The organism is Solicola gregarius (genome assembly GCF_025790165.1).
GTDB lineage: Bacteria > Actinomycetota > Actinomycetes > Propionibacteriales > Nocardioidaceae > Solicola > Solicola gregarius.
The window spans coordinates 1999897-2022909 of the sequence record NZ_CP094970.1; the positions used below are offsets into that span (position 1 = coordinate 1999897).

At 66.7% G+C, this 23013-nt stretch carries 26 protein-coding genes and 2 tRNA genes; 16 read left to right on the plus strand and 12 right to left on the minus strand.

Annotation, left to right across the window (positions count from 1 at the left end):
* The first annotated feature begins 68 nt into the window (after positions 1 to 68).
* Positions 69 to 395: a thioredoxin gene (gene trxA, locus L0C25_RS09905; RefSeq protein ID WP_271636329.1), complete on the plus strand. Its 327-nt coding sequence runs from the start codon at positions 69 to 71 to the stop codon at positions 393 to 395.
* On the opposite strand, the gene L0C25_RS09910 is transcribed toward trxA, so the two are convergent.
* From L0C25_RS09910 to rpmH, 10 genes are all read right to left on the minus strand, one after another.
* Positions 376 to 1617 (minus strand): MFS transporter, encoded by a 1242-nt coding sequence (locus L0C25_RS09910; protein ID WP_271636330.1) that lies wholly within the window; start codon positions 1615 to 1617, stop codon positions 376 to 378. The genes trxA and L0C25_RS09910 overlap by 20 nt on opposite strands.
* The gene (locus L0C25_RS09915) at positions 1614 to 2177 is read right to left on the minus strand and encodes a winged helix-turn-helix domain-containing protein (protein WP_271636331.1); all 564 of its coding nucleotides are present in this window, start codon (positions 2175 to 2177) and stop codon (positions 1614 to 1616) included. Before L0C25_RS09915 ends, L0C25_RS09910 begins: the two co-directional genes overlap by 4 nt.
* A gap of 80 nt (positions 2178 to 2257) precedes the next feature.
* On the minus strand, positions 2258 to 3229 hold the full coding sequence (locus L0C25_RS09920; protein ID WP_271636332.1) for a ParB/RepB/Spo0J family partition protein: 972 nt from the start codon (positions 3227 to 3229) through the stop codon (positions 2258 to 2260).
* Positions 3226 to 4125: a ParA family protein gene (locus tag L0C25_RS09925; RefSeq protein WP_408641678.1), complete on the minus strand. Its 900-nt coding sequence runs from the start codon at positions 4123 to 4125 to the stop codon at positions 3226 to 3228. Before L0C25_RS09925 ends, L0C25_RS09920 begins: the two co-directional genes overlap by 4 nt.
* 227 nt (positions 4126 to 4352) lie before the next feature.
* Complete coding sequence (gene rsmG, locus L0C25_RS09930; RefSeq protein ID WP_333908581.1) at positions 4353 to 5021, minus strand: 16S rRNA (guanine(527)-N(7))-methyltransferase RsmG; 669 nt, start codon at positions 5019 to 5021, stop codon at positions 4353 to 4355.
* The gene (locus L0C25_RS09935; protein ID WP_456299991.1) at positions 5018 to 5527 is read right to left on the minus strand and encodes a Jag family protein; all 510 of its coding nucleotides are present in this window, start codon (positions 5525 to 5527) and stop codon (positions 5018 to 5020) included. Before L0C25_RS09935 ends, rsmG begins: the two co-directional genes overlap by 4 nt.
* A 17-nt stretch (positions 5528 to 5544) precedes the next feature.
* Entirely contained in the window at positions 5545 to 6483 is a 939-nt protein-coding gene (gene yidC, locus L0C25_RS09940) for a membrane protein insertase YidC (protein WP_271636334.1), read from the minus strand.
* Positions 6484 to 6744, minus strand: a complete 261-nt coding sequence (gene yidD / locus L0C25_RS09945) for a membrane protein insertion efficiency factor YidD (RefSeq protein WP_271636335.1) — start codon at positions 6742 to 6744, stop codon at positions 6484 to 6486.
* Complete coding sequence (rnpA, locus tag L0C25_RS09950; RefSeq protein ID WP_271636336.1) at positions 6741 to 7088, minus strand: ribonuclease P protein component; 348 nt, start codon at positions 7086 to 7088, stop codon at positions 6741 to 6743. Before rnpA ends, yidD begins: the two co-directional genes overlap by 4 nt.
* A 7-nt stretch (positions 7089 to 7095) precedes the next feature.
* Positions 7096 to 7233: a 50S ribosomal protein L34 gene (rpmH, locus tag L0C25_RS09955; RefSeq protein ID WP_271636337.1), complete on the minus strand. Its 138-nt coding sequence runs from the start codon at positions 7231 to 7233 to the stop codon at positions 7096 to 7098.
* A gap of 486 nt (positions 7234 to 7719) precedes the next feature.
* On the opposite strand from rpmH, the gene dnaA reads away from it, so the two are divergent.
* The 5 genes from dnaA (at position 7720) to L0C25_RS09980 (ending at position 13397) form a co-directional block, all read left to right on the plus strand.
* Positions 7720 to 9234, plus strand: coding sequence for a chromosomal replication initiator protein DnaA (gene dnaA, locus L0C25_RS09960; protein ID WP_408641679.1), 1515 nt, complete (start codon positions 7720 to 7722; stop codon positions 9232 to 9234).
* Between the two features lie 421 nt (positions 9235 to 9655).
* Entirely contained in the window at positions 9656 to 10798 is a 1143-nt protein-coding gene (gene dnaN / locus L0C25_RS09965; RefSeq protein ID WP_271636339.1) for a DNA polymerase III subunit beta, read from the plus strand.
* A 20-nt stretch (positions 10799 to 10818) separates the two neighbouring features.
* A complete protein-coding gene (gene gnd, locus L0C25_RS09970) occupies positions 10819 to 11721 on the plus strand; it encodes a phosphogluconate dehydrogenase (NAD(+)-dependent, decarboxylating) (RefSeq protein WP_271636340.1) in 903 nt (300 codons plus the stop codon).
* Positions 11722 to 11728: 7 nt separating this feature from the next.
* On the plus strand, positions 11729 to 12865 hold the full coding sequence (gene recF, locus L0C25_RS09975; protein WP_271636341.1) for a DNA replication/repair protein RecF: 1137 nt from the start codon (positions 11729 to 11731) through the stop codon (positions 12863 to 12865).
* Positions 12858 to 13397: a DUF721 domain-containing protein gene (locus L0C25_RS09980; protein ID WP_271636342.1), complete on the plus strand. Its 540-nt coding sequence runs from the start codon at positions 12858 to 12860 to the stop codon at positions 13395 to 13397. The genes recF and L0C25_RS09980 overlap by 8 nt, the downstream gene beginning before the upstream one ends.
* Positions 13398 to 13403: 6 nt before the next feature.
* On the opposite strand, the gene L0C25_RS09985 is transcribed toward L0C25_RS09980, so the two are convergent.
* On the minus strand, positions 13404 to 14267 hold the full coding sequence (locus L0C25_RS09985; RefSeq protein WP_271636343.1) for a phosphatase PAP2 family protein: 864 nt from the start codon (positions 14265 to 14267) through the stop codon (positions 13404 to 13406).
* A 328-nt stretch (positions 14268 to 14595) separates the two neighbouring features.
* Between L0C25_RS09985 and gyrB the strand changes: the two genes are divergently transcribed.
* From gyrB to L0C25_RS10035, 10 genes are all read left to right on the plus strand, one after another.
* On the plus strand, positions 14596 to 16632 hold the full coding sequence (gyrB, locus tag L0C25_RS09990; protein ID WP_271636344.1) for a DNA topoisomerase (ATP-hydrolyzing) subunit B: 2037 nt from the start codon (positions 14596 to 14598) through the stop codon (positions 16630 to 16632).
* Between the two features lie 148 nt (positions 16633 to 16780).
* Positions 16781 to 19294, plus strand: a complete 2514-nt coding sequence (gene gyrA, locus L0C25_RS09995) for a DNA gyrase subunit A (RefSeq protein ID WP_408641701.1) — start codon at positions 16781 to 16783, stop codon at positions 19292 to 19294.
* Complete coding sequence (locus L0C25_RS10000) at positions 19291 to 20022, plus strand: DUF3566 domain-containing protein (protein WP_271636346.1); 732 nt, start codon at positions 19291 to 19293, stop codon at positions 20020 to 20022. The genes gyrA and L0C25_RS10000 overlap by 4 nt, the downstream gene beginning before the upstream one ends.
* Before the next feature lie 119 nt (positions 20023 to 20141).
* Positions 20142 to 20216 (plus strand) — tRNA-Ile (locus tag L0C25_RS10005).
* A gap of 130 nt (positions 20217 to 20346) precedes the next feature.
* Entirely contained in the window at positions 20347 to 20463 is a 117-nt protein-coding gene (locus L0C25_RS10010) for a DLW-39 family protein (RefSeq protein ID WP_271636347.1), read from the plus strand.
* Positions 20464 to 20470: 7 nt separating this feature from the next.
* Positions 20471 to 20546 (plus strand) — tRNA-Ala (locus tag L0C25_RS10015).
* 57 nt (positions 20547 to 20603) lie between these two features.
* Positions 20604 to 20993 carry a nucleotidyltransferase family protein gene (locus L0C25_RS10020; RefSeq protein ID WP_271636348.1) on the plus strand — a complete coding sequence of 130 codons (390 nt, stop codon included), beginning with the start codon at positions 20604 to 20606 and terminating at the stop codon, positions 20991 to 20993.
* On the plus strand, positions 20990 to 21283 hold the full coding sequence (locus tag L0C25_RS10025) for a HepT-like ribonuclease domain-containing protein (protein WP_271636349.1): 294 nt from the start codon (positions 20990 to 20992) through the stop codon (positions 21281 to 21283). Before L0C25_RS10020 ends, L0C25_RS10025 begins: the two co-directional genes overlap by 4 nt.
* Before the next feature lie 46 nt (positions 21284 to 21329).
* A complete protein-coding gene (locus L0C25_RS10030) occupies positions 21330 to 21665 on the plus strand; it encodes an ArsR/SmtB family transcription factor (protein WP_271636350.1) in 336 nt (111 codons plus the stop codon).
* A complete protein-coding gene (locus L0C25_RS10035) occupies positions 21662 to 22135 on the plus strand; it encodes an SRPBCC domain-containing protein (protein ID WP_271636351.1) in 474 nt (157 codons plus the stop codon). Before L0C25_RS10030 ends, L0C25_RS10035 begins: the two co-directional genes overlap by 4 nt.
* Here L0C25_RS10035 and L0C25_RS10040 read toward each other — a convergent pair.
* A complete protein-coding gene (locus tag L0C25_RS10040) occupies positions 22125 to 22931 on the minus strand; it encodes an SDR family oxidoreductase (RefSeq protein WP_271636352.1) in 807 nt (268 codons plus the stop codon). The two genes, L0C25_RS10035 and L0C25_RS10040, sit on opposite strands and share 11 nt — an antisense overlap.
* Positions 22932 to 23013: the final 82 nt, after the last annotated feature.

A 23013-nucleotide genomic window follows, 5' to 3' on the forward strand; every position in this document is an offset into this window, starting at 1 on the left:
GGGAATGTCCGCCCGGGCTGACAGTGTTGTAACTGATACGAACTCATCGCTCGCGCTAAGGAGCAACCGTGGCTAACATCCAGGCCGTCACCGACGCCGACTTCGCAACGACCGTACTGGCTTCGGACAAACCCGTCCTGGTCGACTTCTGGGCCGAGTGGTGCGGTCCGTGCCGGCAGGTCAGCCCGATTCTCGAAGAGATCGCGGCCGAACACCCGGACGACATCACCCTCGTCAAGCTCAACGTCGACGAGAACCCGCAGACGCCGGCTCAGTACCGCGTCACGGGCATTCCCACGATGAACGTCTACCAGGGCGGCGAGGTCGTGAAGTCGATCGTCGGCGCGAAGCCGAAGGCGGCGCTGCTGAAGGACCTCAGCGACTTCGTCGGCTGACGACGTCGAGTCCCGATTCGGGGCCGTCCCCTGCCGGGGAACGGCCCGGTTTTCGTATCGCCATGGCATACACGTAGATCATCGCGGTGACGCAGGTAGCAGCCATCACCGCGTAGATCGCGTGGTAGCTCAGGATGGTGACCAGGCCGGCGCCGACGGCTATCGAGATCGTCTGTGGTGTGCCGAGTATGACATCGAAGGCGGCCGACACCCTGCCCATGATCGGCGCGGGAGTGCGCCGCTGCATCAAGGTCATCAGCGCGATGATCGTCAGCGGCAGACCGACTCCGGTGGGGACGACCGCTACCAGAACGACCCACATCGCCGGTGCGAGGGCGATGGTCGCGGTACTGATCGCGAACAGCGTGAGGCTGCACACGATCGCCGCCGCTTCGCCGATCCGGCGGATCACCGCCGCCGCGGCGACACCTCCGGCCACCGCGCCGATCCCCTGCACCATGACGACGACGCCGACGTACGCCGCCGGCCGATCGAACGCGTCGACGATCGCGAACATGACGGACTCGCTGAATCCGAAGACCACCAGTGCCAGCCCCACTCCGACCAGTGGGTGGAGCAGCAGGGGGTCCCGTCTTACGTGCCGCACACCAATGAGCAGCGAATCTCGCGTCGACTCGTCGGTGGGCTCGACCCGATCGCCGTCGACGTCCATGGTCGCGATGACGCAGGCGGCAACGACATAGGCGGCGATCGTCAGGGCGATGACCGCATGTGGCCCCGCCACCGTGTAGATCGCGGCGCCGGTGATCGGACCGCCGATCCGAAGCGCTTCCTTCGTCGTCCCGAGTACGCCGTTGCCCTCGACGAGGTCATCGGGCGGCAGGATCAGCTTGAGCAGGCCGTTGAGTGCAGCGGGCAGCATCACGAAGGAGGTCCCGTACGCGAACGCGCACGCGTACACGATCCAGAGCTGCTCCTCTCCTCGTACGAGCAGCAGTGGTGCCACGGTGAGGATGGAGGCGAGATTCCCCCACGCCAGGAACTTCTTGCGGGGATACCGATCGACGGCCCACCCCAGCAGCGGCGCCAGCACCGACGGGAGCACCAACCAGAAGAACGTCATGCCCGCTGCCGCGCTCGACCCGGTGAGGTCCTTCACCCAGATGGAGAGAACGAGGAGCAGGATGGACTCGCCCGCGAGCGTCCAGCCGACTCCCGCAAACAGCCGGCGGAACTGTCGGCTCTTCAGGGCGGCCCTCAACGATCGCCCTCCCGATCGACGCTGGCGAGTGCCAGCATGTGCACCAAACGGGCGCCGTCGGGCCGGTCGGCGTCGCCAGTCAGCCGACCCCGGTAGCGCATCATGACCTCCTTGAGGTCGTCGTGCCACACGCTCGCCTCTGCCTCGGTCATCCACACGGCGTTCTGGATCGCGCCGAGTCGCCACTCGTCCGTTTCGGCGACGATCCGGTTGCGCCGGAACCGGTCGACCTCTCGCTGGATGATCTGCTCGGTCAGCTCGCGGCCGGCCGCGTTCCGGTTCGGATCGTCGGTACCCTCGTCCCAGGTCAGTCCGACCGACGTCGCCCGCCAGGGCCGCCGACGTCCGCGTCCCTCGTTCGTCTCCTCCACCAGCCCGTGTTCGGCCAGCTTGCGGAGATGCCACGAGCAGTTGGCCGGTGTCTCGTCGAGTACCTCGGCGAGCTCGGACGCGGTCATCGGACCATCGATGCCGAGGCGTTCGGCGATTGCCAGCCGGAGCGGATGAGCGAGCGCCTTCAGTTCGGCCGCGGTCGTCAACTGGCGAGTATCGAAAGACATGTTTCGATACTGTGCCCTATCGAAAGGATTCTTTCAATAGGTGCTAACAAAGTGCATTTGTCGATAAAGAGCTTTGTGTACTAGTTGGTTTGTGGATCCATCAGTTTGACGATCCGCTCGAGGTCGTCGATCGAAGCGAACTCGACCGTGATCTTGCCCTTGGTGCGGCCGAGATCCACCTTGACCCTGGTGTCGAATCGCTCGGACAGCCGGGCGGATACATCCGCAAGCCGCGGCGCGGTCGCCTTCGCCTTGCGCGCTCGCGGCTTCTCGCCGTCGTTCTCCCCGACGGCGACGATCTCCTCGAGACCGCGTACGGACATGCCCTCCGAGACGACCCGTTGGGCGAGTCGGTCCTGCACCTCGGCGTTGTCGACCGTCACCAGCGCACGAGCGTGACCGGCCGACAGCACACCCGCAGCGACCTTGCGTTGGACCGGCGGCGTGAGTCGCAGCAGCCGGAGGGTGTTGCTGATCTGCGGCCGTGATCTCCCGATTCGCTTGGCGAGCACGTCCTGCGTACAGCCGAAGTCGTCCAAGAGCTGCTGGTACGCCGCGGCCTCCTCGAGCGGGTTAAGCTGCGAGCGGTGCAGGTTCTCCAGCAGGGCGTCGCGGAGCATATCTTCGTCGGACGTGTCGCGCACGATCGCGGGGATCGTCTCGAGCCCCGCCTGCCGAGTTGCTCGCCAGCGACGCTCGCCCATGATGAGCTCATAGCGATCGCCGTTCGACCGAACGACCACGGGCTGCAGGAGACCGATCTCGCTGATCGAGTGCACGAGCTCGGCCATCTCGTCCTCGTCGAACACCTCGCGTGGCTGCCGCGCGTTCGGTGTGATGTGGTCCACCGGGAGCTCGGCGAAGCGAGCACCCTCGACATCGGCCAGGTCGCCCGGCGACTGATCCCCGTCGAAGGGAGTAGCAGGCGCGATCGGCGCCGGCTCGACACCGATCGCCGCGGCCGCGTCGGTTGACGTGTCTGTCGCCTCTTCGGGTGGCGCCGACGGGATCAGTGCTCCCAACCCTCGGCCGAGTCCCCTACGCGTGCTCATCGGGCCTCCTTCGACTCCGCTATCTCTCGAGATGCCTCGAGATATGACATCGCGCCGGGCGACGTCGGGTCATAGGTCATGACTGTCTGCTGATAGCTCGGCGCCTCCGAGATGCGCACCGAACGCGGGACCGCCGTACGTAGCACGAGGTCTCCGAAGTACTGCCGCACCTCGTCCGCGACACCGGCGGACAACCTCGTACGCGCGTCGTGCATGGTGAGCAGGATCGTCGTCACCGACAACGACGGGTTCAGGTGGGACTTGATGAGCTCGACGTTGTGCATGAGCTGACCGAGGCCCTCCAGTGCGTAGTACTCACACTGGATCGGGATCAGCATCTCGCGCCCGGCGACCAACGCGTTCACCGTCAGCAGGCCGAGCGACGGGGGACAGTCGATGAAGACGTAGTCGATCCGGTCGCCGACCTCCTCACGTTCGGTGAGGTACGCATCGAGCGACTTTCGTAGGCGTGACTCACGGGCAACCAGTGAGACCAGTTCGATCTCCGCGCCGGCGAGGTCGATCGACGCCGGAACCACGGACAGGCCCTTGAGGTCAGGGCAGTCCTGGATCACGGCGCTCAATGGTTGACCGTCGACGATCGCCTCGTAGATGCCGGGTGTGCCCTGGCGGTGATCGATCTGCAACGCCGTAGACGCGTTGCCCTGCGGGTCGAGGTCCACGACGAGCACCCGCTGTCCGTGCTGCGCCATCGATGCCGCAATGTTGACCGTCGACGTTGTCTTGCCCACGCCACCCTTCTGGTTGGCGACCACGAATACTCGCGTCGCACGGGGGCGTGGGAAGGGTCGGGTATCGAGCGCCATCCGGTTCACCTGCTCGGCGACCGCCGCGGCGAGTGGCGTCGAATCGTCGCCTACCGGTCCGAGGTCCACGATGTCGCCGGCACGCGGGTACGCCCGTGTACCCGGCGCCGGCGTCGGGCCGAACGAATCGTGGTCTCGCGTCGTGGTCTCACTGTGTGTTTCACGTGAAACATCCTCGACCTCGCGGCTCACCCAGCCGAGATGATCCCCGGCCACATCGCCGTGTGGTCGATGCGGCCAACCGATTCCCGGCACCGTCGCTTCAGGCATTGACACCCTCCCTCTTCGCTCCGTGATCAACGTGCCGCGCCATGCGGCCGATCGACATGAATCTCCACAACGGTGGTCGGATGCTCGAGCACCTCACCACCGTACGTGGTCAGGGCGGCCGGATGATCGGAGACACGACCGACCACGGGGGCCGCATCCGATATCTCCCCCACGGCGGAGGAGCCCTTCAGCGCCACGATCCGACCGCCGGGTCGGCAGAGCGGTGCGCACCAGCGGACAAGACGCTCCAACGGGGCCACCGCACGAGAGGTGACAACGTCGAACCCCTCGCCCGACCAGTCCTCGGCGCGGGTCCGTTCCACCTCGACCCGGGCCGTGAGCTCAAGGTCCTCCACGCACTCGCTCAGGAAGGTCGAGCGGCGGAGCAGTGGCTCGACCAGAACCATTCGAAGGTCCTCGCGCCGGATCACCCAGGCGAGGCCGGGGAGTCCGGCGCCGGACCCAACGTCTGCTACCCGTTCTCCCTGACGAACCGCATCCGAGGCGACCGCACAGTTGAGCAGGTGTCGGGTCCACACCCGAGGGGCTTCACGCGGACCAAGGAGTCCGCGCCCCACTCCCGCTCCCACGAGCAGGTCCGCATAGCGACGAGCAAGTGGGAGCCGATCCGAAAACACCTCCACCGCCTGCGCAGGCGGTGGAGGTGTTTCACGTGAAACATCCCCGTCTCTCACGGGGTCGGCAGCACCACGACGCGTCGCTCGGGCTCCTCACCCTCGGACTCGCTCGTCAGGCCGGCCGCCGCAACCGCGTCGTGCACGACCTTCCGCTCGAACGGCGACATTGGATCGAGACGCTGCGACTCGCCACCCTCACGGACCCGATCGACCACGGTCTGGGCGAGCGACTCCAACTCCTTGCGGCGCTCGGCCCGATGACCACCGACGTCCAGCATCAGACGCGACCGCTCGCCGGTGTCTCGTAGAACCGCGAGCCGGGTGAGTTCCTGCAGCGCCTCGAGCACCTCGCCATCCGACCCGACCAGTTGCATCAGGTCGGCGCCGACGATCGAGACGGCGGCACGGTTGCCGTCCACGTCCATATCGATGTCACCGTCCAGATCGGCGATGTCGAGCACCTCCTCGAGGAAGTCCGCCGCGATATCTCCCTCGGCCTCCAGCCGATCGCGCCGGCTCGTCGCCGGCTTCTCCTCAACCACCGATGCGTCGTCCGACACCACGGCCTCCTCGTTCAACGTCACTTGCCCCCACCTGGCTTCTTGCGGTTCTTTCGAGACTGGTTCCTCGGCTGCTGCCGTTGAGGCGGCGCCTTCGTCTCGGTCTTGGTCTCTGTCGACGTAGCACCCTCCGGCGGCGCTACGGTCTTACCCTTCGCCGCGTCGCGGCGCTCCTTCGCCCTGGCCGCCTCGGTTCCCGGCACCGGATTGTTCCGGATCACCCAGAACTGCTGGCCCATCGTCCACAGGTTCGAGGTCACCCAATACATCAGCACGCCGATCGGGAACGCGATACCGCCGATAGCGAACACGAAGGGCAGCACGTACAGCATCATCTTCTGCGTCTGCGCATACTGGCCGGTCATCGCCGACGGCGGCATGTTCTTACTCATCAACTGCCGCTGGGTGGTGAACGTCGTCGCGCACATGATCACGACCATCGTGCCGGTGATCAGCTTCACCGTCGTATCGCCGTCGACGAACCGGTCTGCGATGTGCACGCCGAGGAACACGGCGTCCTTGATCGACTCCGCCTGCTCCTCCTTCAGGAAGCCCCGCGCTTCACCGTTTGCCGCGTGGTCGATCACCCGGAACAGCGCGAAGAAGATCGGCATCTGCAACAGCAGCGGCATACACGACGACAACGGGTTGGTGCCCGTATCCTTGAACAGCTTCATCTGCTCCTGAGCGAGCCGCTCACGATCGTGACCGTACTTCTTCTGCAGCTCCTTGACCTGCGGCTGGAGCAACTGCATGTTCCGGCTGCTCTTGATCTGCTTCACGAACAGCGGGATCAACATCGCCCGGATAGTGACCGTCAACCCGACGATCGACAGCATCCAGGTCCAGCCTGAGTCTGCCGGGAGACCGAGGTGCTCGAACACCCAGTGCCAGCCGAGCATGATCCCGGAGACCAGGTAGTACAGCGGGGACAGGATCGTGTTGAAGAAGTCGCCCATCTAAGCTCCTTGCCGCATCGCCAGGCGGCGTTCACGTTCGGCGGCCGGAGTGCCCGGCACGGGGTCATAGCCACCTGCGTTCCACGGGTGACAGCGGGAGATCCGGCGGACGATCAGCCACGATCCGCGAAGTGCTCCATGCGTTTGGACGGCCTCGAGGCCATACGCAGAGCACGAGGGATAGAACCGGCAAACGTCGCCGTACAGGGGACTGATCGCAAACCGCCACAGCTTGATGAAGCCGATCAGAAGGTACTTCATCGGGGGTCCAACACGCGCGAAAGGACGTCGTCGAGACCGGCGCCGAGGTCGGCGCTCGTCGCACCCGCGGCGTTCGGTTTCGCCCGGACAACGAGAGCCGAACCGGCCGGGAGCAGCATGAGCCGACCCCGCACAAGATGCCTGAGTCGCCGCTTCACCGCGTTGCGTACGACGGCCGAGCCGACGTTGCGTCCGACCACGAAGCCCACCAGCGGCTCATCGGCACTCGCGCCCTCGGGCAGGCGGAGATGCGCCACGAGCGTTCGGGAGGATGCCCTCTTGCCGTGTCTCGTGGTCGTCCGGAAATCCTCCGCGTCGCGAAGGCGATGCGCGGTCGACAGCACGCGGGGCTCAGGCGGAGAGCTTCTGGCGACCCTTGCTGCGACGCGCGGACACGATCGCGCGCCCTGCGCGCGTGCGCATCCGGAGACGGAAGCCGTGCTTCCTACTCCGACGACGAGTGTTCGGCTGGTACGTGCGCTTGCTCACGGCAATGCTCCCCTATGGGATTCGTTCTCGGTCCGGGCGAGCCGGCATGACGGCGGGCGAGGCCCCTGAGTCCGGCGGTTCGACTGCCACCGCTCACCCGCGCGCCACGGAATGGTCGCGGGCATGCGACAGGAGTCGAAGTGTTCCGACCTCCCAACGGTACGGGGCGTGCACGTGGGGGTCAAACCGACCCCCACCGCTACCGAAACGCGGCCAAACCCGCCACTATCGCACTCGGGGCCGCCGAAACGAGGGTACGACACGCCGCCCGCGTGCCGAACCGATTCCAACACCTTGTGGACAACCGGTTGAGAGGTGCGAGGATGGTTGTTAGCGTCCGACCCCGGACTCGACGGCTGGGGCACGATCCGGAATCGAATCTCGGCCGAGATTCCGGGCTATCAGGGGGATAGTGCCGGCCTTGTGCCGCAATGCACATGGTGTGGATAACTGTGTGGAGATGAGCCCGGGACGGGCTACGACAGAATGGGGACCGCGGTGGACGACCACGAGACCGCACCAACGAACGGCACCGCAGGATCGACCCCCTCCACCGATACCGAACCTCCGCTCGACACCGCCTGGCGACAGCTCGTCTCCGAACTCCCCGTCAACGTGAAGGCCTGGCTCACCGCGTCGCGGCCGGAGACCCTGCACGGCAACACCCTCATCGTCTCGGTACGCGACGACTACACGCGAAGCCAGCTCGAGACCCGCCTTCGCCCGCGACTCGAACAGTCCCTCAGTCACATCCTGCAGCGCGAGATCCGGTTGGCGGTCACCGTCGATCCCGAGCTTCCCGTACAGGAGTCGACTGAGCGACAAGACGATTTGTCGACAAATCAGCAGGTGGAACAGGAGCGCTATCCCCACGCGGACGCCGGCAGGCACGGCGGGTACGACTCCGCGCCGCCACCGGCGCAGAATGTGGGCGCCAGGTCGAGTGGAGACCCCAATGGCGCGGCTCAGGCACGACTCAACCCGAAGTACCTCTTCGAGACCTTCGTCATCGGGTCGTCGAACCGCTTCGCACACGCGGCCGCCGTCGCCGTCGCCGAGGCCCCGGGCAAGGCGTACAACCCGCTCCTGATCTATGGCGATTCCGGACTCGGCAAGACCCACCTTCTGCACGCGATCGGCCACTACGTACGCAGCCTCTACAACGGGTCGCGAGTTCGGTACGTGAGCAGCGAGGAGTTCACCAACGATTTCATCAACGCGATCCGCGACGATCGCGCCGCTGCGTTCCAACGCCGCTACCGCGACGTCGACGTACTACTGATCGACGACATCCAGTTCCTCGAGGGCAAGATCCAGACCCAGGAGGAGTTCTTCCACACCTTCAACACCCTGCACAACGCCAACAAGCAGATCGTGATCAGCTCCGATCGGCCGCCGAAGCGTCTCGAGGCGCTCGAGGACAGGCTCCGCAACCGGTTCGAGTGGGGCCTGATCACCGACATCCAGCCGCCGGACCTCGAGACCCGGATCGCCATCCTCCGAAAGAAGGCCGCGACCGAGAAGCTCACCGCACCGCCCGACGTACTCGAGTTCATCGCGAGCAAGATCCAGACCAACATCCGCGAGCTCGAGGGAGCGCTCATCCGAGCAACCGCGTTCGCCAGCCTGAACCGCCAGGAGGTCAACCTCGCACTCGCCGAGATCGTGCTCAAGGACCTCATACCCGAGGGTGGCGAGCCGGAGATCACCGCCGCGCTGATCATCGCGCAGACCGCGGCGTACTCCGAATACAGCATCGAGGAGATCTGCGGGCCGAACCGGAGCCGAAACCTCGTCCAGGCACGCCAGATCGCCATGTACCTCTGCCGCGAGCTCACCGACCTCTCGCTACCGAAGATCGGTCAGCAGTTCGGTGGCCGTGACCACACGACGGTGATGCACGCCGACCGCAAGATCCGCGAGCTGATGGCCGAGCGTCGCAGTGTCTTCAACCAGGTAACCGAACTGACGAACCGGATCAAGCAGCAGGCCCGGCACTGAGCTCGATCGGCACTCTCTCGGTACCCCACAGCCTGGGGACGAACATGTTGACAACTCGTGGATTGCGCCGAACGACATGTGAACATCACGCGCCGCCCTGGTGACGACGCTCGGTCGTCCACCGCGGTTTGTCATTTGTCCCGAGGTCGTACACACGTCGTCCACCAGTAGATATCCGGGCTGACCTCGCCAGACAGGGCTTATCCACAGTATCCACAACCGCTATGGACAACCCGGTACCTACAGGTGACTCACAACGAACCACAACTTCCACACCGGCCCGAACTGGGGACAACCGCTCCTCGAACTCATCGGCGCTCCGTGCGTCACAACCGGGCATTAGGCTGGTCCCACTCGGCATGGCAGGATGCAATTCCCCACGACCGAGGTCGAGCATCCACGAACCTGGAGGCAGTGCGTTGTGAAGTTCCGTATCGACCGCGACACGTTGGCCGACGCTGTCGCCTGGACCGCGCGAACGCTTCCCAACCGCCCAAGCGTTCCCGTACTCGCCGGCCTGCTGATCGAGACCGACGACGACGGCCTCTCACTGTCGGGGTTCGACTACGAGACCTCGGCGCGCGTACGCCTGCCGGCGGAGGTCGCCGACGAGGGCACCGCGCTGGTCTCCGGGCGCCTGCTCGCCGATATCTGCAAGAGCCTGCCCGACAAGCCGGTCGACCTCGCCATGGACGGAGCCAAGGTCGCCGTCACCTGCGGCAGCACCAGGTTCAGCCTGCAGACGATGCCGGTCGAGGACTACCCGACCCTCCCCCAGATGCCCAGCGCTTCGGGCAAGATCAACGCCGACCAGTTCGCCACCGCCGTCACGCAAGCGGTCGCGGCCGCCGGACGCGACGACATGCTGCCGCTGCTCACCGGAGTCCGGATGGAGATCGAGGGTTCGAAGATCTCCCTGATGGCCACCGATCGTTTCCGCGCCAGCCTTCGCGAGCTCGACTGGTTCCCCGACGACACCGGCGCATCGGCTCAGGCGCTCGTCCCCGCTCGCGTGCTCGGCGAGACGGCGAAGTCGCTCGCCGGTGGTGAAGACGTGACGATCGCGATCTCCGCCGACGGTGCCGGTGAGGGCCTCATCGGCTTCGAAGGCGTTGCCGGCAACGGACATCGCAGTACGACGACCCGCCTCCTCGAGGGCGAGTTTCCCCGCGTACGACAGCTGTTCCAGGCCGAATCGACGACCATCGCGTACGTCTCGACGGCGACCCTGACCGACGCGGTCAAGCGCGTCTCGCTCGTCGCCGAGCGAAACACACCCGTCCGCCTCTCGTTCTCGGCCGGCCAGCTGATGCTCGAGGCCGGCAGCGGTGAGGATGCGCAGGCGTCCGAGACGATCGAGGCCACCGTCGACGGCGACGACATCTCGATCGGGTTCAACCCGCAGTACCTGCTCGACGGGCTCAACGTCATGGGCGAACCCGTCGTCCACATGGCCTTCACGCAGCACACGCGACCGGCCTCGATCGCCGGCGTCGCAGAGGTCGGTGCCGACCCGGATCTCGCGTTCCGCTACCTGATCATGCCCGTACGCTTGCAGAGCTAGACCCACGGTAAGGAGCCTCCATGCACCTTGGACTCATCGGTCTCGGCAAGATGGGCGGCAACATGCGCGAGCGCCTGCGGCGCCGTGGTGTGACCGTCACCGGCTACGACCGTGACCCCGATCTGAGCGACGTCGAGTCTGTCGAAGCGCTCGTCGCGGCATTGCCGTCGCCGAAGGTCGTCTGGGTGATGGTGCCGGCCGGCGACGCCACCCGCGCGACGATCGACGAGCTCGGCGGGTTGATGTCCGCCGGTGACGTCGTCGTCGACGGTGGCAACTCGCGCTGGACCGACGATCAGGCTCACGCAGAGGCGCTCACCGAGCACGGTGTCGGCTACGTCGACTGCGGAGTCAGCGGCGGCGTCTGGGGCCTCGACAACGGATACGCGCTGATGTGCGGCGGTGCCGCCGACGACATCGCGAAGGTGCAACCCGCGTTCGACGCGCTCCGCCCCGAAGGCGACGCGGGCGTCGGCTTCGTCCATGCCGGACCGGTCGGCGCGGGCCACTTCTCGAAGATGGTGCACAACGGCATCGAGTACGGCGTCATGCAGGCGTACGCCGAGGGGTACGAGCTGCTCGAGAAGGCCGACATGGTCGAGAACGTCACCGAAGTCTTGAACTCCTGGCGCACCGGCACGGTCGTACGGTCCTGGCTGCTCGACCTCCTGGTGCAGGCGCTCCAGGAAGACCCCGGACTCGCCGCGATCGCCGGTTGGGCCGACGACTCCGGCGAAGGCCGCTGGACGGTCGAGGCGGCGATCGACCACGCGGTGCCGATGCCCGCGATCGCGGCGGCGCTGTTCGCGCGGTTCGCGTCCCGCGAGGACGATCCGCCCGCCATGAAGGCCGTTGCCGCGATGCGCAACCAGTTCGGCGGGCATGCCGTCAGGGCAGGTAAGCCGCCGACGCAGCCGGATTAGTCGGCCGTTGCACGTCGCCGCCCTCGGGCTCTACGACTTCCGCTCGTACGCGTCGCTCGACCTCGACCTCTCGACCGGACCAGTGTCGTTCGTCGGCCCGAACGGTCAGGGCAAGACGAACATCGTCGAGGCGGTCGACTACCTCGCCAACCTCGGTTCACACCGAGTGTCGTCGGAGGCGCCGCTGGTGCGCTTCGGAGCCGAGCAGGCGATCGTCCGCGCGGCGGTCGTACGCAACGAGCGCACCGCCCTGCTCGAGGTCGAGATCAACCCCGGCAAGTCCAACCGCGCGCGGGTCAACCGGTCGCCGCTGCCGCGCCCGCGTGAGCTGGTCGGGCTGCTCCGCACCGTGCTGTTCTCGCCCGAAGATCTGGCGTTGGTCAAGGGAGACCCGACCGACCGCCGACGTTTCGTCGACACCCTGCTGACGACGCGCTCACCGCGCCTCGCGGGTGTACGCGCCGACTACGACCGGATCCTTCGGCAACGCAACACCCTCCTCAAGACGGCAGGGGCCGCCCGCCGCTCGGGTGGCGAGGGCGGGGCACTCGCGACACTCGACGCGTGGGACGCCCACCTCGCCCGCGCGGGAGGCGAGCTGCTCGCCGCCCGACTCGAGTTGCTCGCCGCGCTACGTCCGTACGTCGCCGATGCGTACGCCAAGGTGGCCGCAGATGCCGCATCCGACCGGCTCGCCACCGACTGTGTGTACAAACCGTCGTTCGACCTCCCGGAGGAGCACGATCGCGAGACGCTCACCGACGCGCTCGCGGCCGCGGTCGTCGAACGCCGCCGCGACGAGCTCGACCGCGGCGTCTCCCTGGTGGGCCCGCACCGCGACGACATCACGTTGATGCTCGGCACCCTGCCGGCGAAGGGGTACGCGAGCCACGGCGAGTCATGGTCGTTCGCGCTCGCCAGCAAGCTCGCGGCGTACCACCTGTTGCGCGACGAGGGCGACGACCCGATCCTGATTCTTGACGACGTATTCGCCGAGCTCGACCAGGGCCGGCGCGACCGACTGGCGACGCTCGTCGAGGAGGCCGAGCAGGTCATGATCACCGCGGCCGTTCCCGAGGATGTGCCCGCCGGCCTTCGTGGTGTGCGGTTCGACGTTCGCGACGGAGACGTGTCCCGTGCCTGACGACCAGCCCGTTCCCGAGGAGAAGCCCGAGCCGGAGAGCCACGATCGCAGTGGGCTCGACCTCGCGCGGAGCCTCGCACGCTCGTACCGTGGCGCACCTGGCTCACGCCCGAGACGGCGGCAGCGCAAGAAGCCCCGCGACGACCCGCGGCTCGCGGGCTCCCATCCCGACGACCGTGATCCACAGTTGCTCGACGCTGCAATGGGCCGCCTTGTCGCTGAGTACGGCTGGGAGGCAGACATCGCCGTCCACGGCGTGTTCGGACGCTGGTCGACCATCGTGGGCTCGGAGGTCGCCCAGCACTGCGTACCGGTCCGCTTCGACGACGGTCAGCTCGTCGTCCAGGCCGACGCGACGGCGTGGGCAACCCAGATGCGGCTGCTCGCCCCGACGGTCGTACGAAAGCTGAACGAGGAGCTGGGGCACGGCACCGTTGAGCGGATCAAGGTGCTCGGTCCGCAGGCGCCGTCATGGACGAAAGGTCTCCGGCGGGCACCCGGCGGTCGCGGGCCGCGCGACACGTACGGCTGAGGGCGTTCAGACCGAGTGGCTGGCCGACATCCGGGCGAACCACCCGACGGTGACCGCGGTCGCGACACCAAGACAGCCGAGCATCAGGGCCGCGTCGCCGAAACCGGTCCACCCGTTGTCCGGGCGTACGCCGACGAAGACCAGGAGTGCGCCGGCGGCCGCGGCGCCGATGAGGGAGAGGAACGTGTGCGCCGAGCCGCCCGCCGGAGGCATACCCGCACGACGGACGCTGAGCACGAGCACGGCAAGAGCACCCCAGGCCAGCGAAACCAGCAGCGCGGCGAGTACGTCGGCCGGTCGGTGCCAACCGGCGACGACCGTCGAGGCGCCGGCGAGGGTCGCGACGATCGACCCGAGGAACGTGATCGCGAACCGGGTGCCATGTGGCGAGATGAGCAGCGCGGCGAGCACGAGCGAGATGACGACGGTCGTATGTCCGCTCGGGATGCTGGGCACCGACAGGTACCCGAAGTCCGATCGATCGATGACGGTTCGCTTGAGGAACTGCGTCGTGATGTTCGCGCCGGCAACCATGCCCGCAGCGGCGACGGCGGCCGCGTACCGGTGCCGGACGACGGCGAGCGCGATGCAGACGACAAGTGCGACGGCGGTCGTACCGATCGAGATGTAGCCGAGCCAGCTCAGCAGCTCGCGAACGGTGTCACCATCGGCGTCGATCGTGTCCATCGCGGCCTGATCGTGACGCTGGCCCGCCTTCGTCGACTGCGAGTAGACGATCAGCGCGACGAGCGCCACGAGCGAGACGGCCAGGGTCACGCCCGACCACGCGATGTTCGGCGCGCGGGTACGTCCCTCGTGCACGGATGGCACGAGGGGGTCGCGCCGGTCCGGCGGGGTCGTCGTGGACATGGCATCAAGCATGCGGCATCGCTCAAGGTGGGTCCATCGCCGTCTCGAACGGGGCACCCACGCATGAGGGGGGAGTCATCCGCGGGTATGCGGGCCGTCAGACGCCAAATGCGGCGCTCTCAGGGAGGGGTGTTGTACACGGAACACCCGATTCGGACCTCGCGACACGCCGTGAGCGGCCACGAAAGGGTATACTTGGTGTGTTCAGGATCATTGCGATGCGGTGATCCTTCGCTGTGTCCGGCCGGCCTGGCCGGCGGCGCATCGCGTGTCGATGCCGCTTCCCTTGACGATGAGAGGTCCATACCGCGTGTCTGACGAGGATGCCATGAACGCAGGCGTGACCGAAGGTTCGTACGACGCCAGCAACATCCAGGTACTCGAAGGACTGGAAGCGGTACGTAAGCGCCCCGGTATGTACATCGGGTCGACCGGGGAGCGCGGGCTCCACCACCTCGTCTACGAGGTGGTCGACAACTCCGTCGACGAGGCACTTGCCGGCTATTGCGACACGATCGACGTGACACTGCTCGCCGACGGTGGCGTGCGCGTCGTCGACAACGGCCGAGGCATCCCGGTCAAGGAACACCCGATCGAGAAGGTGCCGGCGGTGACCCTGGTGCTGACCTCCCTGCACGCCGGCGGAAAGTTCGGCGGCGGTGGCTACAAGGTGTCCGGTGGCCTGCACGGCGTCGGCGTGTCGGTGGTCAACGCGTTGTCGGTTCGGTTGAAGGTCGAGGTCTGCCGCGACGGCTACCGATGGACGCAGTCGTTCACGTACGGAGAGCCGGATGGCCCGCTGGAACGTGGCGAGCCGACCGACGAGACCGGGACGACCACGACGTTCTGGGCGAGCAATGACATCTTCGAGACCACGGTCTACTCGTTCGAGACGCTCACCTCGCGGTTCCGCGAGTACGCGTTCCTGAACAAGGGCCTCCGGATCTCGATTCGCGATGAGCGCGAGGGCGCCGATGCGATCGCCGAGGCCGTCGCCGACGAGACCGTTGCCGATGCGGTCGACGGTGGCGACGACGCTGTCAAGGTCGCCGAAGGCTCGGCCGGCATGGAGCGGTCGTTCCGGTACGACAACGGCCTGATCGACTACGTCGGTCACCTCAACGCGAGGAAGGAGTCGATCCAACCGTCCATCATCGCGATCGAGTCCGAGGCCGGCGACGCGGCGCTCAGCCTGGAGATCGCGATGCAGTGGAACACCGGCTTCGCCGAGTCGGTGCACACGTTCGCGAACACGATCAACACCCATGAGGGCGGCACGCACGAGGAGGGCTTCCGGGCGGCACTCACCAGCACCGTGAACCGCTGGGCCGAGACGTGGAACCTGATCAAGAAGCGCGAGGACCGGCTGTCGGGCGACGACATCCGCGAGGGACTCACCGCGATCATCTCCGTCAAGCTCGCCGAGCCGCAGTTCGAGGGGCAGACCAAGACCAAGCTGGGCAACACCGAGGCGAAGAGCTTCGTACAGACCGTCGTCAACGATCAGCTGGGCGCCTGGTTCGAGGAGAATCCGCAGGAGGGCAAGGTCGTCGTCCGCAAGGGCATCGACGCAGCGACCGCCCGCGCCGCGGCGCGTAAGGCACGCGATCTCGCCCGCAACCGCAAGGGTCTGCTCGGCGGTGGCGGTCTGCCCGGCAAGCTCAGCGACTGCCAGTCGACGCTGCCCGAGGAGTGCGAGATCTTCATCGTGGAGGGCAACTCCGCGGGTGGCTCGGCCAAGGGTGGTCGCGATCCGCGGATCCAGGCGATCCTCCCGCTGCGCGGCAAGATCCTGAACGTCGAGAAGGCCCGGATCGACAAGATCCTGCAGAACGCCGAGGTGCAGGCCATCATCTCCGCGCTCGGCACCGGCGTACACGACGAGTTCGACATCGCGAAGCTCCGCTACCACAAGATCGTGCTGATGGCCGACGCCGACGTCGACGGCCAGCACATCTCGACGCTGCTGTTGACGTTGCTGTTCCGGTTCATGCGCCCGCTGATCGACGGCGGGTACGTCTACCTGGCGCAGCCGCCGCTCTTCCGGTTGAAGTGGACGAACGCACCGCACGAGCTCGCGTACTCCGACAAGGAGCGTGACGGCTTGCTCGCCGCCGGCGACGAAGCGGGCAAGCGGCTACCCAAGGAAGCGCCGATCCAGCGCTACAAGGGTCTCGGTGAGATGAACGACAACGAGCTCTGGGACACCACCATGGACCCCGAGAACCGCGTACTCCGACAGGTGACGCTCGACGATGCGGCGCAGGCCGACGAGCTGTTCACGATCCTGATGGGCGAGGACGTCGAGCAACGGCGTTCGTTCATCCAGCGCAACGCCAAGGACGTTCGCTTCCTCGATATCTGAGCACCCTCGACGGTCGCCGCCTCGGTGTCGGCCGTCGGAATGCTTCGGCCGCAATTCGTAACACCATGAGCAGAGGACACACCACGTGACAGAGACCGAGAGCACCACACCGGATCCGCGCATCGAGCCGGTCGAGCTGCAGGTCGAGATGCAGCGCTCGTACATCGACTACGCGATGAGCGTGATCGTGTCTCGCGCACTCCCCGACGTACGCGACGGGCTCAAGCCCGTGCATCGCCGGGTGCTCTACGCGATGTACGACGGTGGGTACCGACCAGACCGTGGATTCTCCAAGTGCAGCCGCATCATCGGTGACGTGATGGGTCAGTACCACCCGCACGGAGACACCGCGATCTACGACACGCTGGTGCGCCTCGCGCAGACCTGGGTGATGCGGGCGCCGCTGGTCTCCGGCCAGGGCAACTTCGGATCTCCCGGAAACGACCCGGCGGCCGCGATGCGGTACACCGAGTGCCGGCTCGCGCCGCTGGCCATGGAGATGGTCCGCGACATCGACCAGGAGACGGTCGACTTCAAGCCGAACTACGACGGCAGATCGCAGGAGCCCGTCGTACTCCCGGCGCGGATCCCCAACCTGCTGGTGAACGGGTCGGCCGGAATCGCGGTCGGCATGGCCACGAACATCCCGCCGCACAACCTGCGCGAGGTCGCCGACGGTGTGCAGTGGGCGCTCGAGCACCCCGACGCCTCGAAGGAGGAGCTTTTCGAGGCCCTGATGGAGCGGGTGAAGGGTCCGGACTTCCCGACCAACGGGCTGATCGTCGGCAAGCAGGGCATCGAGAACGCGTACCGCACCGGCCGTGGCTCGATCACGATGCGCGCGGTCGTCGACATCGAGGAAGACTCGGGCGGCCGGATCAACCTGGTCGTCACGGAGCTGCCGTACCAGGTGAACCCGGACAACCTGGCGCTGAAGATCGCCGAGCTGGCCGACTCCGGTCGCGTGCAGGGCATCGCCAACGTACGCGACGACTCGTCGTCTCGTACCGGGCGCCGGCTGGTGATCGTGCTGAAGCGCGACGCCGTCGCCCGGGTGGTGCTCAACAACCTCTACAAGCACACCGACCTGCAGAGCAACTTCTCCGCGCACATGCTGGCGCTCGTCGACGACGTGCCGCGGACGCTCAGTCTCGACGCATTCATCAGCCACTGGATCACCCATCAGATCGACGTGATCCGGCGGCGTACCCGGTTCCGGCTGAACAAGGCCGAGACGGACGCCCACATCTACCGCGGGTACGCGAAGGCACTCGACGCACTCGACGAGGTCATCGCGCTGATCCGGGCGAGCGCGACGACCGACGACGCGCGTACCGGGTTGATCGACCTGCTGGAGATCGACGAGGTCCAGGCGAACGCCATTCTCGAGATGCAGCTGCGTCGCCTCGCCGCCCTGGAGCGGCAGAAGATCCTGGACACCCTCGAGAAGCTCGAGACCCTGATCGCCGACCTGAAGGACATCCTCGCGAGCGAGCCGCGGCAGCGTCAGATCGTCTCCGACGAGCTGCGTGAGATCGTCGACAAGTACGGCGACGAGCGGCGTACGCAGATCATTCCCGCCGACGGCGACCTGTCGATGGAAGACCTCATCCCCGACGAGGACGTCGTCGTCACCATCACCCGGGGCGGGTACGCGAAGCGTACGAAGACCGACCAGTACCGCGTGCAGCGGCGCGGCGGCAAGGGCGTACGAGGCGCGACGCTGCGCGGCGACGACGTCGTGGAGCACATGTTCGCGACGACGACGCACAACTGGATCCTGTTCTTCACGACCGCGGGGCGGGTCTACCGGACAAAGGCGTACCAGCTCCCGGAGGCCGGTCGCGACGCCAAGGGCGGGCACGTCGCCGGGCTGCTGTCGTTCCAGCCGGACGAGGAGATCGCCCGAGTGCTGGCGATCCGCGACTACGAGCAATCCCCGTACCTCGTCCTCGCCACCCGCCGAGGGTTGGTGAAGAAGACCCGGCTCGGCGACTACAACAGCCCGCGACAGGCCGGCGTCATCGCGATCAACTTCCGCGAGGAAGACGACGAGCTGATCGGCGCGGAGCTGGTCGGACCCGACGACGATCTGCTGCTGATCTCGAAGAAGGCACAGTCGATCCGCTTCCGCGCCGACAACGAGCAGTTGCGGCCGATGGGGCGCGCCACTTCGGGCGTCACCGGCATGAAGTTCCGCGAGGCCGACGAGCTGCTGTCGATGTCGGTCATCCGGGCCGAAGACATCGCCGATCCGGACCACCCGCAGTACGTCTTCACCGCGACCGACGGCGGTTGGGCGAAGAAGACCCTCGTGGAGGAGTATCGCCGCCAGGGCAGGGGCGGTCTGGGCATCAAGGCGATGAAACTCGCCGGCGAGCGTGGCACCCTCGTGGGTGGACTCGTGGTCAACGACCGAGACGAGGTGATGGCCATCAAGGCGAGCGGACAGGTCACCAGAAGCCGCACGTCTGACGTCCCGCACAAGGGTCGTGACACCATGGGGGTGAAGTTCGTCGGTGTGAGTGACGAAGACACGGTCGTTACGATCGCTCGGAACGCGGAGCGACCCGATCTGTTGGGAGACTCTGACGACGACGAAGAGTCGCAGCCGGCGGCAGCAGACGAGACACCGCAGGACAATCGGCAGGAGGCCACATGACGGACCGGAAGCCCGACGGCAGTACGCCGGTGGCGCCGCAACGTCCGAAGGGCTCGTCGGCCCAGAAGGGGGCGGCGCGCAACGGCACCGACCCCGCACCGACCCAGTCGATGCAGCGGGTCAACGGCGCCTCGCCGAAGAACGCGAGTCGGCCGGCACAAGGGTCCTCGGGTCCACAGGGTTCCTCGGCCACCCAGAACTCGGCACCGGCGACCGCCCCGCCGAAGGCCAAGCCGAAGACGGCCGGTGAGATCGCCGCGGAGAGCGGACCCAGCCCGGCGCCGTCGGCAAAGTCCAAGCCCGCGGTGCAGCAGTCGACGCCACCGGCGAAGGCGCCCGATCCCACGTACGACGCCGCGTCCGCACGTACCGCGCGGCTGCGGCTCGCTCGAGTCGACCCGTGGTCGGTGATGAAGGTCTCGTTCGCCCTCTCGATCGCGCTCGCGATCGTGACGGTGATCGCGATCTCGATCGTGTGGTTCGTGCTCGGTGCCGCGGGCGTCTGGGACGCCGTGAACTCGAGCGTCGCGAGCCTGCTCAGCGACAACGCCGAGACCTTCGACATCACCGAGTACGTCGGCTATGGCCGCGTGATCGGATTCGCGCTTCTGGTGTCGGCCGTCGACGTCGTCCTGATCACCGCGATCGCAACGCTGGGCGCATTCCTCTACAACCTCGCGGCCGGCCTGTTGGGCGGCCTGGAGTTGACCCTGGCCGAGGACACCTGAGCCACTGGCCTGCAGGTACCCTCGGGTTTGGGGCCGACGACCGCCATGCGATAGTCTTCGCTGGCCGGCCTTCGAGGGCCGGCACTCGTCGGTATCGGCTGGTTGCGGCATCGATGTGCGGGCCTATAGCTCAGTTTGGTTAGAGCGCTTCCCTGATAAGGAAGAGGTCCCTGGTTCAAGTCCAGGTAGGCCCACCGAACCCTTCTCCGGCGTCATCGCCGGACGCTTGCGGCATCGGCTAACATTCGCTCAGTCAAGCCGACCGGGCGCGAGGGTTCTCGAGCAAGGGTCGGTGCGGTACAGCCGACCCACAAGGAGAGAGAAATGAAGAAGGTCCTGGCAATTGCCGTCGCCGTCGCTGGCGCGGTCTTCCTGATCAGCCGTGTCCGCTCGAACGGCGCAGACAAGGATCTGTGGGCCGAGGCGACCGACAAGGTCTGATCCACCCGGGGCTGTGGCGCAATTGGTAGCGCACCTGCTTTGCAAGCAGGGGGTTAGGGGTTCGAGTCCCCTCAGCTCCACCAACCCGACCACATCGGGGCCTGCGTGATCCTCGTCGTCGGTGGTGACGCGGTCGAACAGTGAACGCGGCTGCTGCCCTGGTCTTCGATCATGACGGTACGTTCCCGGTACCCTGGAGGCATGTCGAAGAACGCCCGACGCCCGAGACGCTCGCCCTGCGCGAGCTCCTCGATGCGCGCCGCGACGAGTTCAGAGCGCTCCTAGCGAAGTATGCCGCGACGAACCCGAAGGTGTTCGGCTCCGTCGCACGCGGCACCGCGCATGCTGGCAGTGACATCGACATCCTCGTCGAGATGGATCCCGCAGATGGGAACCAGCTCATGCGGGCGTCCGGGCTCATGGAAGAGACCCGGGAGCTCTTCGGCCGCGACGACATCGACGTGTTCCCGGTGCAGCTGCTCAAGCGGCCGATTTCGGAGTCGGCGCTCGAGGACGCGATCGCGCTGTGAGTCGAGATGCCGGTCAACGCATCGCCGATGTCCTGCAGGCCATCGATCGCTGCCAGAGGTACGTCGGCGCTCCCGACGACGAAGGCGAGGATCTCGTAGACATGTCCGAGGACGCCATCGAATGGAACCTGCAAATCATCGGCGAGGCCACGAATCACCTTCCAGCGGAGATCACCGATGCGCACCCGGAGATCGCCTGGCCGCAGATCCGAGGTTTGCCGGAACCTCCTCCCATCGTGATGCACGGCGACGCACACCCGATCCGGCGCCTCGCGGCAACGGCCTGCTAACAGTTAGCCCTTGCGCTAAGTGTTTTGAACCGCAATACTTAGCCTCATGGCTCAGTATTCGGCAGTGCTCGATGGCGTGCTGGTTGCCCTCGCCGATCCGACGAGGCGCGCAGTGGTGCAACGGCTCGGCCGTGGACCGACAAGCGTGAGCGACCTCGCGAAGGAGGCACCGATGACGTTGCCGTCGTTCATGAAGCACGTACGAGTACTCGAGTCGAACGATCTGATCCGCACGACGAAGGCCGGCCGGGTCCGCACCTGCGAGCTCAACGAGGAGCAGCTCGGCCTCGTCGGCGACTGGCTCGCGGACCAACGCCGGATCTGGGCAGACCGCACCGACCGCCTGGAGCGGTTCGTCACAACCCCTGAGGAGAACACATGAATCCCGATCTCGACCTCGGCATCGACCGGGTGATCCGGGCGCCCCGCAAGGCTGTCTGGAACGCATGGACCGACCCGGCGAACTTCGCCCAGTGGTGGATCCCAGCGCCGACAGTGTGCCGCGTCGAACGCCTCGAAGTCCGGCCCGGGGGCGGGCTCGTCACCTCGATGAGCGATGACGGCGATGCGTTCGTCCCGCACCTCGACGCGTGCTTCCTGGTGATCGACGAGTACGAACGGATCGTCTTCACCAACGCGATCGACAGCCAATGGCGCCCGGCGGGTCCGGCGCCGGTAGCGATGACCGCCGAGGTCGTGCTCCGAGACCACCCGGACGGCACGGACTACCGGATCACCGTGCGCCACGGTGACGCCGCCGCCCGCAATCGGCATGCCGATCTGGGCTTCGCCGACGGTTGGGGCACCACCACCGGGCAGCTGGCGCGGGTGGCAGAGAGCCTCACGAGCTGATCGTCCGGCTCCTCGCGGCGCCCACCCGTGTCGACAGAAACTCCTCCCAGGTACGCCGACCATGCGCGGCACTCGTCACGTTGAGGTTGTCGCCGGCACGGTACGCGCGCCCGGCCTTGCCCGGGATGCGCACCGGGAGCTTCGGGCGGCGCTTGCCACGCGCCCGCAGGTAGCCGTCGATCAGCTCGCGCAGCGAGTACACCTTCGGGCCGGCGAGATCGGCGACGCGTCCAGCCGGACGGTCGAGAACGAGCTCGACGATCCGGTCGGCGACCTCGCCGGAGTCGACCGGCTGGAAGCGAAGCCCGCCGGGAGCCGGGATGACCGGCAGCTTCGACATCTTCTCGACCAGGGTCAGCACCAGGTCGTCGAACTGAGCGGCGCGCAGGATCGTGTAGGGCACGCCCGACGCCACGATCGCGTCCTCGGCGGCATGCTGGGAACGTAACCAACCCACCGGCACCGCATCGGCGCCGATGACCGAGATGAAGACGAGGTGTTGCACACCCGCTCGGGCTGCGGCCTCGGCAAGATGCCCGGCGGCGACATCGTCACCCTTGTTACCGCCGGCGAGATGCACAACGACACGTACGTCCTCGAGCGCCGCCGCAACACCGGTGTCCGCGACCAGGTCGCCGGTCACGTACTCGATGCCGGCCTCGTCCTCTCGCTGGCTCCGGCTGAGGATCCGTAGGTCGAGCCCGGCGGCCCGAAGCTGCGGTACGACCTGTCGGCCGAGCGTTCCGGTGCCTCCCGTGACCAGGGTGCGTTCGGTGGAGTCGGTTGCCTTGCTCATGATTGGTCCCCTCGTACGGTGGTGGAACACCGACGCGTGATGGCCGGCTTAGCCTTAGTGACCGGCCTCGCGTGAGATGTGT

Coding starts and splice junctions, on each gene's coding strand:
- L0C25_RS09915 (WP_271636331.1), bottom strand. CDS start 2,177: ATGTCTTTCGATACTCGCCAGTTGACGACCGCGGCCGAACTGAAGGCG.
- L0C25_RS09920 (WP_271636332.1), bottom strand. CDS start 3,229: ATGAGCACGCGTAGGGGACTCGGCCGAGGGTTGGGAGCACTGATCCCG.
- yidC (WP_271636334.1), bottom strand. CDS start 6,483: ATGGGCGACTTCTTCAACACGATCCTGTCCCCGCTGTACTACCTGGTC.
- yidD (WP_271636335.1), bottom strand. CDS start 6,744: ATGAAGTACCTTCTGATCGGCTTCATCAAGCTGTGGCGGTTTGCGATC.
- dnaA (WP_408641679.1), top strand. CDS start 7,720: ATGGGGACCGCGGTGGACGACCACGAGACCGCACCAACGAACGGCACC.
- gnd (WP_271636340.1), top strand. CDS start 10,819: ATGCACCTTGGACTCATCGGTCTCGGCAAGATGGGCGGCAACATGCGC.
- L0C25_RS09985 (WP_271636343.1), bottom strand. CDS start 14,267: ATGTCCACGACGACCCCGCCGGACCGGCGCGACCCCCTCGTGCCATCC.
- gyrB (WP_271636344.1), top strand. CDS start 14,596: ATGAACGCAGGCGTGACCGAAGGTTCGTACGACGCCAGCAACATCCAG.
- gyrA (WP_408641701.1), top strand. CDS start 16,781: ATGCAGCGCTCGTACATCGACTACGCGATGAGCGTGATCGTGTCTCGC.
- L0C25_RS10000 (WP_271636346.1), top strand. CDS start 19,291: ATGACGGACCGGAAGCCCGACGGCAGTACGCCGGTGGCGCCGCAACGT.
- L0C25_RS10010 (WP_271636347.1), top strand. CDS start 20,347: ATGAAGAAGGTCCTGGCAATTGCCGTCGCCGTCGCTGGCGCGGTCTTC.
- L0C25_RS10030 (WP_271636350.1), top strand. CDS start 21,330: ATGGCTCAGTATTCGGCAGTGCTCGATGGCGTGCTGGTTGCCCTCGCC.
- L0C25_RS10035 (WP_271636351.1), top strand. CDS start 21,662: ATGAATCCCGATCTCGACCTCGGCATCGACCGGGTGATCCGGGCGCCC.
- L0C25_RS10040 (WP_271636352.1), bottom strand. CDS start 22,931: ATGAGCAAGGCAACCGACTCCACCGAACGCACCCTGGTCACGGGAGGC.